This window comes from Idiomarina sp. OXR-189 (assembly GCF_034373425.1).
GTDB lineage: Bacteria > Pseudomonadota > Gammaproteobacteria > Enterobacterales > Alteromonadaceae > Idiomarina > Idiomarina zobellii.
On the sequence record NZ_CP139706.1, the window covers coordinates 1,110,264 to 1,124,010 of the forward strand.

Consider the following 13,747-nt stretch of genomic DNA (forward strand, 5'->3'; position numbering starts at 1 on the left):
CTGCTGTAAACTGATTACAGGCGGTCGATAACCGCTTGAGTAAAGTCTGTTGTGCCGTGCGAACCACCGAGATCGCGGGTGGTGCGATCGCCGGACTCAATAACGTCCGCCAGAGCTTTGGTGATTTTTTCCGCTTTGTCGGCCATGCCTAAGTATTCCAGCATTTGAATAGAAGCCAGAATAACAGAGCTTGGGTTGGCCAGGTTTTTACCCGCAATGTCTGGTGCAGAGCCGTGAACTGCTTCAAAAATGGCGCAGTCTTTACCAATGTTAGCGCCTGGCGCCATGCCCAAACCACCGACCAGGCCGGCACATAAGTCTGACAAAATATCACCAAACAGATTGGTAGTGACAATAACGTCGAACTCTTCCGGGTTCATAACTAAGCGCATACACGCCGCATCGACAATCATCTCAGCAGATTCGATATCTGGGTATTCTTCGGCAATTTCGCGAGCTACTTTCAGGAATAAACCAGAAGTGGATTTCAAAATATTGGCTTTATGTACTGCCGTTACTTTTTTACGGCCTTCGCGACGGGCTGTTTCGTAAGCAAAACGCACGATACGCTCAGCACCTTCACGCGTGATTTTGCTCATAGCCTCGGCTTCGTTACCGTCTTCTGAGACTTTCTGACCAAGACCTGAGTACATGCCTTCGGTGTTCTCGCGGATAGTAATGATATCAATATTTTCGTAGCGTGCCTGAGTGCCTTTGAACGACAATACGGGACGCATATTTGCGTATAGCCCGAAGTGCTTGCGAAGGCTGACATTAATCGAGGTAAAACCTTCGCCAACGGGGGTCGTTAATGGACCTTTTAAAGTAACACCGTTACGAGCGATAGCATCAAGTGTATTCTGTGGCAGAAGCTCGCCAGTTTTTTCTAAAGCGGTTAAACCGGCTTCTACATATTCGTATTCAAAGTCGCAACCTGCTTTGTCGAGAATGGCTGTTGCCGACTTAACAATATCGGGACCAATACCATCGCCTGGAATAACTGTGATTGTCTTGCTCATTTAAAGAGTTCCTTCAAACCGTGTTACAACTAAATACAGGCAGTAATTCTACCACCCCTACAGTTTATGTGACTAGAAAAGCATTATTCACCAAGTGAATAGGTGCTATAAGGGAGAGTGACAATGACTCTCAAACGCTGCTATCTGCTGCACTTTTTGAGCACTCGTTGGTGTTGCGCCTAATGCTTCATAGCAAGAGTCTAGCAGCTTCTGAGCCGAATCGCTTAATTCTGCTTGTGGGTGATACACCTTAACCGCCAGAAAATGGGCAACGTAGAATAGGGCGGTTAACTTTTTGTCAGTTGTTTGTTCTGGATCAAGTAGTAAGTTTGTCTTCTCGGGCAGTTGCCAGCGAGCAACCAACTGACGACTGCGTCTAAAGTCAGCCGGATCTAACGCTGAGCCGACCCAGCTACTGCAATAAAAGTGCTCGATAACCGATACTTTTGGCCATTTAGATGACTTTAATAAATCCGGATGGCGGAACAGGTCGGCACCTGACAATAATGCTAATAGCGGAGCGGGCGTGGGAAGTTTAATACCGCTACTTTGGCTGAGCTTTTCCAGTAAGGTACACAGCAGGTTAATGCGTTGCATGAGCGCTTTATGCAACGGTATGCTATTTAGCGAAAATTGGTGCTGCAAAAAAGCCGTCGCAAGAATGACGGAAGCGCGCTTGGCGCCCAACCATAGATAGGCCTGCTTAATATCCATTTTAGCGGCTTCATCGTTGTTGATGCGTTCATTTTCTATGACGGACTGATGCACCGACTCGCTTAAATAGGGGACTTTTCTAATTTGCTGTATCACCGCATTGAGTGAACCAGACGCATTAGCGTATCGATTAATGGCTGTAAGCAATGCTTTCGGTGTTTGCAAAGTAGAGGGTCTGGCCTCAAGTAAAAAGTCCCGGTGTTTCACCAATGACTCGAGAATGTCTGAGGCTGTTGGTTCGTTAGTTGGCTGCCACTGCTCTAGCTGCTCTGCACTCACATAAAATGGCGTATGCAGCTTATGAGGAAATGCCAATAAAAACTGACCTTTCTGATAATCCATCAGTAGTGCGGAACGCGACTTTTTAGTGTGCTTAAAGCGTTGGCCCGTGAAATAACGACAAAAGCCGGCGCTTTGCTTCATTAATGGCCAGAACTTGTATCGGAAAACACTGTTTAGTTGAGGTGCGAACTCAACTTCCGGAGGCACACGCTGTTGCTGAACCCGCGATATGAGCGCCACCCAATGCCGATAAAACGCAATATCATGTGAGTTAAAACTCAAGGGCTTCAATGCTTCTAACCAAAGCGCCTGGCGCAGTTGCTTAGAGCGCCAGTAATCCACACTCTCATTAATACAGGCACTCAGACAAGCGGCTGCTAACACCCGCCGGTAATGGGTGTGCAAAGCCAGAGTTTTTCCTAACTTTAATGCGTTAACAGCCTGAGCAAGGAACTCAACGAGCTTATCGTTATTTTCGAAACGGGCCTGAGCGTAGCAGGGAAGTAATTCAGGCCAGCGATACTCTTGAAACTCTTCATCAAGCGACTTCACAAATTGATACAGCTGGCGAATGTCATGCTTGTCCATTAGCCCGTAAGCTTTAGCACAACAGTTAGCGAGCTTGTTCATTGTCGCCTCTGAGTGTTCTGGTAGTCTTGGTAAGAGTCATTACCCCAGGCAATAAGTTCATTATCTTTGAACACCAAAGGGGTGCATTCGTCTTTGGTTGTAATGCCGTCAGAAGTAACATGATGGGTACGGTAAAACAGGACTTGCATGTCGCCTTGCTCAGACGATTTAGCTTCGTTGATATCGGGAGAGCCCAATATTCGAATAACACTGTCTTTCGACATGCCTAAGTCGAGTTGACCAATTTGACGTGCATTATAGGTTTCACGTTCCTGCCATTTAAGATCGGCCGGATCAGCCTGATACAACATCAGGACTAATCCGACAATTGCCAAGTAGCTAACAGCGCCTATGGCTAAAATGACAAAAACCTTGTTCTTCATAACCCGCTTAATCAGTAACGACTTTATAGCAAGGATAGTACACCGAACCCGGTAACTTCATACGGCCTTGTTCGACGAACGCTTGCAATAATACGTCCAGTCGCTTCATTAACTGGGTTTCACCGTGAATGGTGAATACGCCTTTTTCACGAATGCGGCGAATACCGTCGTCTTTCACATTACCGGCAACAATAGATGAGAAGGCGCGACGCAAGTCAGCGGCTAACTCTTCTTTTGGCTGGTCAGGGTGCAAGTTCAACGCGGCCACATTGTCGTGTGTTGGTACAAATGGACGCTGGAAATTGTCGTCAATAAACAGTGTCCAGTTGAAGTAATAGGCATCGCCCGAGTCGCGGCGATACTGCTTCACCGAAGCCATACCGGCACTCATATGCTGAGCGACACTGGCCGGGTCTGCAATAATAATTCGGTACAGTTGACGAGCTTCTTCACCCAATGTCTCGATAATGAATTCATCTAAGGCTTCGAAATAGTCACGTGAACTTTCAGGCCCGGTTAAAATGACCGGTAAGCTTTGCTGCTGGTTTTTCGGGTGCATTAAAATGCCCAGTAAATAAAGCAGCTCTTCGGCAGTGCCTGCGCCACCGGGGAATATAACAATGCCGTGTGCGCAACGAATAAAGGCTTCCAGACGCTTTTCAATGTCCGGTAAAATGACGAGTTCGTTGACAATAGGGTTAGGTGGCTCAGCGGCAATGATGCCTGGCTCTGTTAACCCTAAATACCGACCGCCACTGATGCGCTGCTTAGCGTGGCCAATAGTCGCGCCTTTCATAGGACCTTTCATAGCGCCGGGGCCGCAACCTGTACAGATATTCAAACCACGAAGGCCCAGCTGATAACCTACTTCCTTAGTATACTTGTACTCTTCTTCACTAATTGAGTGACCACCCCAGCATACCACCATGTCAGGCTCTTGCATGGCCTGAACGGTACGAGCGTTGCGCAGAATATCGAAAACGACATGGGTTAGGGTGGCGCTATCTGCGTCTTTAAGCTCTTCTTCTGAATAACGCTCGCCGGTAAATAGAATGTCCCGAAGCACAGACTCCAGTAACTCGCGAATACCAACAATAAGCTCACCGTCGACAAACGCCTCTTCCGGCGGCTCAATAAGTTCGATTTTTATGCCGCGCTCTTTGCGAATGATATTAACGGAGAAATCTTGGTACTTGTCGTAAATTTCTGCGCTGCTGTCGGTTTTACTACCGGCATTCAGTACGGCAAGGCAGCAGTTTCTGAAAAGCTTATAGAGTTGGCTGTTTGAAGATTTTTTTAGTCGTTCTATTTCTAGTTGTGACAACAGAGACATTGTGCCTCTGGGAGAAATACTTGCTCTCATTATTATTTAATACTCCTTTACAAAGGGTGACCCTTGTCACCTTATATGGCACCTCATCATTAGTATCCGTCCGGTGCCAGAATAATGTTGTTTCGTCCGTTTTCTTTTGCTTGATACAGTGCTTTGTCAGCACGTTCAAAAACAGACACTGTGGTGTCGTTGTTATTTTTAAAAGACGCCACGCCTGCCGATACAGTAATGCGAATATCGTCAGTTTTAAACTTAAATGGGATATTAGCGACTTTTTCTCGGGCTAATTCCATCTTCTCTTTCACTTGATTTTCATCAAGACAAAAGATAATAGCAAATTCTTCACCGCCATAGCGACACACAAAACCATCATTTTTTAGTGTTTTGTTTAAGGTGCCGGCAATGACCTGTAGAGTTTTATCACCCGCAATATGTCCGAAGTTGTCATTGACGTCTTTAAAAAAGTCGACATCAGCAATGGCGATGGTGAGGACGGTTTGCCCTTTTTGCCAACGTGCAAACTCCATATTCAGTCGTTCTTCAAACGCAGAGCGGTTAGGCAACTTTGTTAACGCATCCTGTAAACTGCGGAATTTTTGTTGTGCCAGCTCCCGCTTGTAACGCTCAACTTCCGCTTCTGTCTGGCGTAATTTATCTTCAAGCTCACTAGTATTTTTAGTGAAATTTTCACGCTCATGGTTTTGCAGCAAAATATGCTGCTCCAACGTAGCACCTAGTTGCTTTAACTTGCTGCCAACCGTTTCCTTCAGCTCGAAAACTTCTGAAGCACCATGAACACAGTCAGAAATATCAGATACGCCCAACTTTAGCTTTTCATTAAGGACGTCGCGCTGTTCTGCAAAATAGCCCGACGCGCCTACCGTATTGCCCAGTATGTTATTGACTGATTCGAGTGACGCATTGAGTTGCTGTAAAAAGCTCTGAGCCGACTTACGTTCTTCATTCACGCTGTTGAAAATAAGTCGCATAACTTTGAGGCTGATGGTCATCAGGGTGTCGAGGCTTTGAGGTTTTTGCAGCGCTGTTTTAACTTGTTGTAATGCTTCTGCGGAGTTACCGCTAAATTCAACTTCGCTTAACAGATCAAATAATTGAGCTTGATAGGTCTCAGTAGCAACGGCATCTGCTTTGGGGTCGTTTTTAGTGACAGCGCATTGGTGTGATAAATTCAATAAGCGATTAACCAGCGGCAAATAGTGGGTAAGCGCCATGGTCGGTTTTTCAAACGCTTTTTCAATGCTGGCCAGTTCTTTTTCAGCTTGCTTTGTTGAGGGTTCGAGTTTCGCCAAAGCGTTTGAGATAGTGTCAGTGGTTTGCTTAGTTTGCTGCTGAAATTTAATGGTGTAATTAGCAATGGCGTCACTGAGTTTTTCAATCAGCGGGTCAAGTATTGCCGCCGATGCATTTTGCTGAATTTGGCTACGAAGTTGGTGAATAATGGAGTCTAAATCGTTGTCAACACCATTAAGTGCCAGACACAACTGATTAACAAACTCAGAGTAACGTTCTGAGTCCCGACGATAATCGTCCTCAATCTGCTTTCTGGACTGAATGCTTTGCTGCAACTTCTTGCTTAGATGCTGTACCTGCTCTTGCGGCGTTTCAGGTATTGACACTACTCACCTTCTTACTGACAACTCATACTAGTACGAGTCTTAGGGTGACAAAGTTTATCGGTTTCTGCATTAAATACTATTCACAGATTGTGGTAGTCTTTGCATTTATTTCCTAACAAAAAAGTCGAAAATAGCGGGGACGTACTGTGCGTAAAAGCGTATTAGCATTATCGATTCTATTAACATCTTCAGCGGCCTGGGCAGATACTGAGTATAAAATTGATCTGACTCAACCGGAGCACCAGCGAGGGGACGTTAGTATCACGTTTCCTGAAACTAATGAGCAGTTTCTGGACATTAAAATGCCTGCCTGGCGCACGGGATATTACCGTATTTTAAATTTGGCCAATGGGATTAGGGACTTTACCGCGAAAACTAATGGCCAGAACCTACGCTGGGAAAAAGTGGATAAAAGTACCTGGCGTATCCACTTACCGAAAAACGCGGGTGAAGTGACGGTGAATTATGAAATCTACGCTGACCAGCTGGGCCGCAGAAGCCGTCATATTGACGACAGCCACGCCTATTTAGACGCCTCTGCGGTGTTTATGTACGCCGACCAATGGCGTAACGAACCAGTAACGGTATCGCTAAATGTGCCTGACAACTGGCGCAGCTATTCCGGTATGGAGCGCGAGGGTGATCACAGATTTGTCGCCGATAACTGGGATGTATTGGTCGACTCGCCAATAGAAACGGGTATTAATAAGCACTTTGCCTTTGAGCAGGGCGGGCGTGACTACGAAGTGGTGTTTTGGGGCGAAGGCAACTACGACGCTGAACAGACAGTTGCAGACCTGGAAAAATTAGTAGCTACCGGTGACTCTATTTGGAGCAGTTACCCTTATGAGCGCTACGTTTTTATGATTCACGCAACCTCCGGGGCCGGTGGTGCAACGGAACACAAAAACTCCACGGTTATTCAACGCCCACGTTATAGCTTTGCCAGTCGAGATGACTATTTGTCGTTTATGTCGACAGCCTCTCACGAATTTGTACATACCTGGAACGTGAAGGCTTATCGACCAGACGGTCTGGTGCCTTACGACTACCAAAAAGAGAACTATACAGATTTATTCTGGATAGCCGAAGGCTCAACAAGCTACTTCCAAAACCACTTACTGCTACATGCGGGAGTTATGGAACCTGACGAATACTTCGAGCGCTTGGCTAGTGGTATTGACCGTTATAAAGCTAAGCCTGGCCGCAAGGTGATGTCAGTGGCAGAGGCTTCTTTTGAAGCCTGGATTGATCAGTATGGCGACCGTGCTCACAACGACTCAGTAAGTATTTATTCGGAAGGTGCGTTAGTCTCCTGGATGCTCGATAATGCGTTACTTGAGGCAACGGACGGTGAAGTTAGTTATCGCGATGTACACAACGAACTTTACAAGCGCTTTGATGCCGACGAAAAGGGCTTTAAGGCCAGCGATGTGCTCGCAATTCTTAATGACTTAACTGGTGACTCGTGGCAGCAATGGTGGCAGAACAATGTTGAAGCACCAGCAGCCGATATTCCATTTGAGAAAATGCTGAACGATGCGGGCTTAGAGCTGGTCTACGAAGAAAATGATGAGCCAGAAAACTGGACAGGTTGGCGTGCATCGAAAGTAGACGGTGGCATGGAGTTGACTCAAGTCAGCCGCGGTAGCCCGGCATGGGAAGCCGGTTTTAGACCGGATGATGTCATTGTTGCGTACGACGGCTATACGGTTATGCAGGGTCGTTTTAAGGAAGCGCTTCAGGAGTATGAAGCGGGTGACGAAGTTAAGGTCACTTTCTTCCGCCGCAATCAATTGCATGAGAAAACGCTGAAGCTCGAGCAGGCACCGGCAACTGATGCCTCGATTAAGCCAGTAGACGCGCCTACTGCACAACAGAAAGCGCGCTTCTTACAGTGGTTGCAAATTCCGCACCCAAACGCGTAATTTGCTGAGAATTTACTGACGGGCCAAGCGTTGCATTTGCGGCGCTGGCTCGAAGTTGGAGCGAAATGGGTTGATGTCCAGCCCACCTCGTCGTGTGTAACGTGCGTATACACTCAGCTTCTTAACACCAAGAGCGAGTATGTCCTGAAAAATTCGCTCGACACATTGCTCATGAAACTCATTGTGGCCGCGAAAAGACACCAAGTAAGCTAACAAGGCCGCTTTGTTGATTTTAGGCCCTTGATAATGAATGAAGACTGAGCCCCAGTCAGGCTGGTTGGTGATTAAGCAGTTTGATTTTAGTAGGTGGCTGTGCAGCTTTTCTTCGACCTCTTCAGCCTTGTCTTCAAGCTTCAACAGCTCCGGGCGATAATCATAATGTTCAATATCGATATCCTGCGAGTCTATGCATTCCCCCTGAAAGTCAGCAATAGTTTCATGAGCCACACGACTTAATGGGGTCAGCTGGACAGACACGGAGTCGCCTGCACAGGCTGACAAATCTTTTTTCATAATGCTTTGAACGTCGCCCCAAGTGTCGAAACGGCTTTCATTAAAACTGTTCAGGTATAACTTGAAAGACTTTGATTCGACCAGGTTAGGGCTGGCAGCAGGCACTTCAAAATAACCGATAGCTACTTGCGGTAAGCCTTTGGCATTTAGCCATGAAAGTTCATAACCGGTCCATTGATCAACTCCGCTAAAGGGCAGTTCACCTGAAATGCCTATTGGCTCCCGGTTCAACGAGCGCGGAACAGCCTGTAACTGACTTGAGTCGTATTGGCTTGGGTATTCGGTTTGCTGGCCAAGGCTTAAATGGCCGAGTGCATCCTTTTTTGGCATTTGTGTCACTCCGTACGTACAATGAGGCCATTGTAAAATGTCTGAGTGAGCAGTACCAGATGCAGAATTTAGAAAGTGTGTTAGATAACCTCATAGAAAGCTACGTCGAGAAATTGCCGGTTCGTTATACCGAGTATGTTTCGGAGTGGGATAGTCCTATTTATGGCACTGTAATAGATGATGACACGGTAGAGTGGAGTCCCGTTAAGCAGGCGTCGCCGTTGTCTTTTGAGGACTTAGAAAAGGCTCTTGAAACAACTTTCCATGACAGTATAAAAACCGTCTTTGGACGTTGGTTTGCCGGTGATTTAGCGCTGGAATACGACGGGCATCCGGTAACTTTATTACAAGTGCAAAGCCCTGAGGACGGTGAGCGACTATTGGCAAATCTGACCGGTCATATCCTTATGAAGCGTCGTTTAAAACAACCTGAAACGGTGTTTATTGGTTTAGGTGTTGAGAATGATGACTTGTTGGTGTCTATCGATAATTCGACCGGGCAAGTTGGTTTAGAGTGGGTTGGCAAAGAGCAACATGAGTGCCTTGCTGACTCTCTGGAAGACTGGCTGATAAAGTGCCAACCAAAGGACCCTTCTTCTGCAATTGAGTGACTCGACAGTCTGTTAAAAAAAGGTTAGCTTGATGTTTATCAAGAATAACAAAGAGGTTGTCCGGGATGCAGGGGCTAACAGAGGCTACAGAGCAGGAAATACAACACGCCAGTGAACAAAGCAGTGGCGAGGTGCAGGGGGAGTTGACCTATCTGGTTGCTGAAGACCTGAAGGTTGCAGCCTCGTTACTTTTTCAGACTTACTATGACGACGAGCTGTTGCAAAAGATTTTCCGCGCCGACAAAGCGGACTATGATAAACGGTTAAGAGCCGCTATTCGGGAATATCTCACCTCATTTTGGGAAAGCGGGCAGTCAATTATCGGCATTAGAGATGGTGGTACCTTACTGGGCGTAGCCTGCCTGACCCGACCGGGAAAAAGCTTTGGCCCCGGGCGCTTTTGGCATTGGCGCATAAGCATGTTGTTGACGGCGGGCTTTTTAAGTACTAAACAAGTCATGGAAAAAGAGCGCCGTATTCAGGAAGCGATGCCCGATGTTCCGTACCATATGCTGGCGTTTATTGCGGTGGCGCCACAGTATCAACAGCAGGGCATTGGTCATTTATTGGTGGAGGCTGCTAAGTCAGCTTTTCAGGAAGACCCGGAGTCTCAGGGAATTGCAGTCTTTGTGACTCGTGCAGACTATCAGGCCTTTTTCAAAAAGCGTGGGTATCGTCTGCAAGCGCAAATCGAATTTGAAACACTGTCCGGTGAGCTGCTGTTTTATCCAAAGGAGGAGGCTGAATAATGAGCTACTCCAGTTTTAAAGAGTCTTACCCTTACTACTTACAGGAGCATTCCGACACGCGTTGCCGAGCCTTACATTATATCGGCAGCACTCTGGTACTCATTGTACTTGCCTATGCGCTGTTCACTCAAAGCTACTGGTGGTTGCTGGCTGTGCCTGTTATTGGTTATGGCTTTGCCTGGCTTGGGCATTTTATTTTCGAGAAAAACAAACCGGCGACCTTCAAATACCCACTGTACAGCCTGATGGGCGACTGGGTTATGTACAAAGATGCTTGGGTTAACTTACTGACCGGGCACTCTAAAGGGCGGTAACTCCACACCAATTAACCGCTGATTGTGTAGTGTTAAATCGCCCTCGTAGCGGGTTTCACCGTCACTGGAAAAGCCCAGTTTAAAGGTACTGCGCCAACCTGGTTGACTGCCTTTAAACGACCAGTGCGTTTTATCTCGCCGAATGTCTAAGAACTGCAAACCTTGTTGCTTACAGTAATAAATGGCGTGTTTTTGGGCGCTTTCCGATTGCTGCCGGTGTTGCCAAAACACCCAAACCGCAAGCAGTAAAACCAGAAAGACTATGACATCGAGTAAATTCATGCGGTTACTTCACCTGCGACTTTAAACGGTTCAGTGCCTGTTGTACCGGCTCTGAAAGTTGCTGCTGCGCAATGAGAGACAGTAACTGTGGACGCACAGTTGGCAGTGCGATGATGTCCTGGAAAAGCGCATCGAATAAGGTGACGTCCAGTTTAGCAATAGCGTTGAGGTAGCTATTTAGGATTGTCGGCTCTGCCAACACACGCCATAAACGAGCCGCAATAACGACCAGTTGGTCCGCATTGGCGGTCTCAATCAGTGACGCAACTTGTTTTTGCACTCTTGGCTCATCTGACGCGCTTGCCAATGCTCTCAACGCGTCTGTTGTGAGCTCTGAATCTGCTGTGTTTATCAGCTCCAGTAACGCGTTGCGTAAGTGCGCCGGTATAGACTGATGCTCGAGCGCTGCGGCCAGAGGCGAACGCACACCGTTGGGGTAGCTCGCAAAGTGTTCAGCAATGGCCGTGCTAATATCGTTGCGCTGCATTAAACGTGCAGCTACATCATGAAGCCCTTGTAAGCCGATATTTTGCCAATTCTGACTGCCATTTGGTTTTAGCAAATAAGCTTCAGCCGCTTCAAAGTGGATAGACGGTGATAAATTATGTTGGCATTGAACATGAGCGTGCAAAGCTGCTCGCTGTGTTTCTGACGGTGTTAGCAAATAGGGGTTCTGCTGCAACTGCTCTTGCTGTTCCTCAGTGAGCTCGCCGGTAATCTCGTGCCCCAGCGCGTTAATCACATACTCGAGGTATTGATTTCGTGCTGCCAGGTTAAGTAGACCACGCTCATCTAATGGAAACTGAAGAAACCATAAATAGGGTGGTTGTTTAGCGCTTTTGTGTTGGAACAGAACGGCAATTTGAGCCTGACGGGCAATTGGATAAGGATATGGCTGTTGCTGATGCTCAACAGCGTCGAATTGCTCCTGAGAGAGCTCGGTTAAGCAACGGCCAATGTCAAAAACCTGATACTCGGTTTGGCCTGCTTTTAGAAAATCACCCAGGGTTGTAATGCTCTGCTCTGACACAAAAACTCCATTTCACTTGAATTTTGGAACGTATTAAACCACTATTGCGCCATTATAACGATTAATAACCTCATGTGGTAACGGAGTCTGATATGGAGCAGTATCAGAAAGCGGCTCGATTATTAGATAGGATTGAACGCGAGCTCAATAGTTTAGGTCTTTGGCAGTCTCACCAACCGCCGGTTCAGGCACTCGAAAGTCAGCAACCTTTTGCGGTTGATACCCTGGAATTTCATCAGTGGCTGCAATTTATCATGATACCGAAAATGTGGTCACTCATTGACGGGCAGCGGCCGCTCCCGGAAGGTACTTCTATAAGCCCCATGGCGGCTCACACCTACCGTAATGAACTCGAACAATATGAGCAACTCATAGGGCTTATTCGCGAGTTCGATGTTCTGCTAAGTGGCACTGACCCTTTGCAGGATGATCTTTAATGCGACCACCTCTGGATATTGTTTATCAGGACGATGATTTAGCCGTTATTAACAAGCCCAGTGGCTTATTGGTTCACCGTAGCCGCATTGCTAGTGAGGCCCGGGAATTTGCCATGCAAATGCTGCGCGACCAAATTGGCCAGCATGTTTACCCTGTACACCGCCTCGACAGGCCTACCTCCGGACTTTTAATCTTTGCGCTCAGCAGCGAAATTGCGACCAAAATGTCGGAAAGCTTTGCCACTAGCCAGGTAAAAAAACAATACCACGCGGTTGTGCGCGGCTATTTACCTGAGGAAGGAACTGTCGATTATCCGCTAAAAGAAGAGCTTGATAAAATTGCTGACGCAAAGGCGGATAAAGACAAAGAGGCACAGGAGGCTGTGACGCATTTTCGCTGCCTGGAAAAAGTGGAATTACCCTTTAAAGTCAGCAAAAAGCACGATACAACGCGTTATTCGTTAGTTGAGTTAACGCCTGAAACAGGCCGCAAGCATCAGCTCCGTAGGCACATGGCGCACCTTCGTCATCCTATTATTGGTGACACGAACCATGGTGACGGTCGCCATAACCGGTTCTTTCGGGAACATTTTGACAGCCATAGGTTGCTGTTAGCGGCAACGGGAGTGGAATTTAAACACCCGGTAAGTGGCGAAACCATTTCATTAACAGTGCCACTTCCGGATGAGTTTCTTAAGGCCTTTCAGGCAGATTAAGCCTATTGTTGTTTATTCAGCGCCTCGAAGTAGGGCGTTGATACCCACTTTGGCGCGCGTTTTCGCATCAACACGCTTAACGATAATAGCGGCATAAAGACTATGAGTCCCATCTGCTGCAGGCAGTGAGCCCGGTACAACAACGGCACCGGCTGGAACACGGCCGTACAGAATACGGTCATTCTCCCGGTCATAAATGCGGGTGCTTTGGCCAATGTAAACTCCCATTGAAATAACCGCACCTTCTTCCACGATAACGCCTTCAACGATCTCAGAGCGCGCACCAATAAAGCAGTTGTCTTCAATAATGGTTGGGTTTGCCTGTAATGGCTCTAATACACCACCAATGCCGACGCCACCCGACAAATGCACGTTTTTACCGATTTGCGCACAAGAGCCGACGGTAGCCCAGGTATCAACCATGCTGCCTTCACCAACGTAGGCACCGATGTTGACATAAGATGGCATGACAACAACGTTGCGACCGATATAAGCGCCTTTGCGCACCATAGCGGGCGGCACGACACGCATACCCTCAGCACGGAAGCGGGCACTGTCGTAGTCAGCAAACTTCGCAGGCACCTTGTCCCAGAAGCGAGTTTCGCCGCCTTCAATTAAGTCGTTGTCGTTCAAGCGAAAAGACAACAGAACCGCCTTTTTAAGCCATTGGTGTACGACCCATTCGCCTGACACTTTTTCGGCAACGCGCAGTTCACCGCGATCAATTTCGTCAATGACGTAGCGTACAGCTTCACGCAGCTCATCGTCGTCTGTGTTGGCGTTGATTTGGTCGCGGTTGTCGAAAGCATCAGTAATTAATTGTTTAATGTGTTCCATGG

General features: G+C 47.3%; 15 protein-coding genes. 6 read left to right on the forward strand and 9 right to left on the reverse strand.

What is annotated here, in order from left to right:
- Positions 1–14: 14 nt before the first annotated feature.
- The 5 genes from UM402_RS05425 to UM402_RS05445 form a co-directional block, all read right to left on the reverse strand.
- Positions 15–1,019, reverse strand: a complete 1,005-nt coding sequence (locus UM402_RS05425) for an isocitrate dehydrogenase (RefSeq protein WP_058579339.1) — start codon at positions 1,017–1,019, stop codon at positions 15–17.
- A gap of 105 nt (positions 1,020–1,124) precedes the next feature.
- Positions 1,125–2,645 (reverse strand): hypothetical protein, encoded by a 1,521-nt coding sequence (locus UM402_RS05430; protein ID WP_058579338.1) that lies wholly within the window; start codon positions 2,643–2,645, stop codon positions 1,125–1,127.
- Entirely contained in the window at positions 2,642–3,028 is a 387-nt protein-coding gene (locus tag UM402_RS05435; RefSeq protein WP_053952708.1) for a DUF3192 domain-containing protein, read from the reverse strand. Before UM402_RS05435 ends, UM402_RS05430 begins: the two co-directional genes overlap by 4 nt.
- A 7-nt stretch (positions 3,029–3,035) precedes the next feature.
- The gene (gene ppnN, locus UM402_RS05440; protein WP_053952707.1) at positions 3,036–4,391 is read right to left on the reverse strand and encodes a nucleotide 5'-monophosphate nucleosidase PpnN; all 1,356 of its coding nucleotides are present in this window, start codon (positions 4,389–4,391) and stop codon (positions 3,036–3,038) included.
- Positions 4,392–4,450: 59 nt separating this feature from the next.
- A complete protein-coding gene (locus tag UM402_RS05445; protein WP_058579337.1) occupies positions 4,451–5,998 on the reverse strand; it encodes a GGDEF domain-containing protein in 1,548 nt (515 codons plus the stop codon).
- 146 nt (positions 5,999–6,144) lie between these two features.
- Between UM402_RS05445 and UM402_RS05450 the strand changes: the two genes are divergently transcribed.
- Complete coding sequence (locus UM402_RS05450) at positions 6,145–7,926, forward strand: M61 family metallopeptidase (protein WP_058579336.1); 1,782 nt, start codon at positions 6,145–6,147, stop codon at positions 7,924–7,926.
- 12 nt (positions 7,927–7,938) lie between these two features.
- On the opposite strand, the gene queF is transcribed toward UM402_RS05450, so the two are convergent.
- Complete coding sequence (queF, locus tag UM402_RS05455) at positions 7,939–8,769, reverse strand: NADPH-dependent 7-cyano-7-deazaguanine reductase QueF (protein ID WP_058579335.1); 831 nt, start codon at positions 8,767–8,769, stop codon at positions 7,939–7,941.
- Between the two features lie 59 nt (positions 8,770–8,828).
- On the opposite strand from queF, the gene syd reads away from it, so the two are divergent.
- The 3 genes from syd (at position 8,829) to UM402_RS05470 (ending at position 10,443) form a co-directional block, all read left to right on the forward strand.
- A complete protein-coding gene (gene syd, locus UM402_RS05460; RefSeq protein WP_053952703.1) occupies positions 8,829–9,380 on the forward strand; it encodes a SecY-interacting protein in 552 nt (183 codons plus the stop codon).
- Positions 9,381–9,445: 65 nt separating this feature from the next.
- The gene (locus UM402_RS05465) at positions 9,446–10,129 is read left to right on the forward strand and encodes a GNAT family N-acetyltransferase (RefSeq protein WP_058579334.1); all 684 of its coding nucleotides are present in this window, start codon (positions 9,446–9,448) and stop codon (positions 10,127–10,129) included.
- A complete protein-coding gene (locus tag UM402_RS05470; protein WP_058579333.1) occupies positions 10,129–10,443 on the forward strand; it encodes a DUF962 domain-containing protein in 315 nt (104 codons plus the stop codon). The genes UM402_RS05465 and UM402_RS05470 overlap by 1 nt, the downstream gene beginning before the upstream one ends.
- On the opposite strand, the gene UM402_RS05475 is transcribed toward UM402_RS05470, so the two are convergent.
- Positions 10,414–10,725, reverse strand: coding sequence for a DUF3301 domain-containing protein (locus UM402_RS05475; protein ID WP_053952700.1), 312 nt, complete (start codon positions 10,723–10,725; stop codon positions 10,414–10,416). The two genes, UM402_RS05470 and UM402_RS05475, sit on opposite strands and share 30 nt — an antisense overlap.
- A gap of 4 nt (positions 10,726–10,729) precedes the next feature.
- Positions 10,730–11,755 (reverse strand): DUF3549 family protein, encoded by a 1,026-nt coding sequence (locus UM402_RS05480; protein ID WP_058579332.1) that lies wholly within the window; start codon positions 11,753–11,755, stop codon positions 10,730–10,732.
- Between the two features lie 92 nt (positions 11,756–11,847).
- On the opposite strand from UM402_RS05480, the gene UM402_RS05485 reads away from it, so the two are divergent.
- Both UM402_RS05485 and truC read left to right on the forward strand, forming a co-directional pair.
- Positions 11,848–12,192, forward strand: a complete 345-nt coding sequence (locus tag UM402_RS05485; RefSeq protein WP_053952698.1) for a YqcC family protein — start codon at positions 11,848–11,850, stop codon at positions 12,190–12,192.
- Complete coding sequence (gene truC, locus UM402_RS05490) at positions 12,192–12,908, forward strand: tRNA pseudouridine(65) synthase TruC (protein WP_058579331.1); 717 nt, start codon at positions 12,192–12,194, stop codon at positions 12,906–12,908. Before UM402_RS05485 ends, truC begins: the two co-directional genes overlap by 1 nt.
- A 12-nt stretch (positions 12,909–12,920) precedes the next feature.
- Here truC and dapD read toward each other — a convergent pair whose 3' ends face one another.
- Positions 12,921–13,745, reverse strand: coding sequence for a 2,3,4,5-tetrahydropyridine-2,6-dicarboxylate N-succinyltransferase (gene dapD / locus UM402_RS05495; protein WP_058579330.1), 825 nt, complete (start codon positions 13,743–13,745; stop codon positions 12,921–12,923).
- Positions 13,746–13,747: the final 2 nt, after the last annotated feature.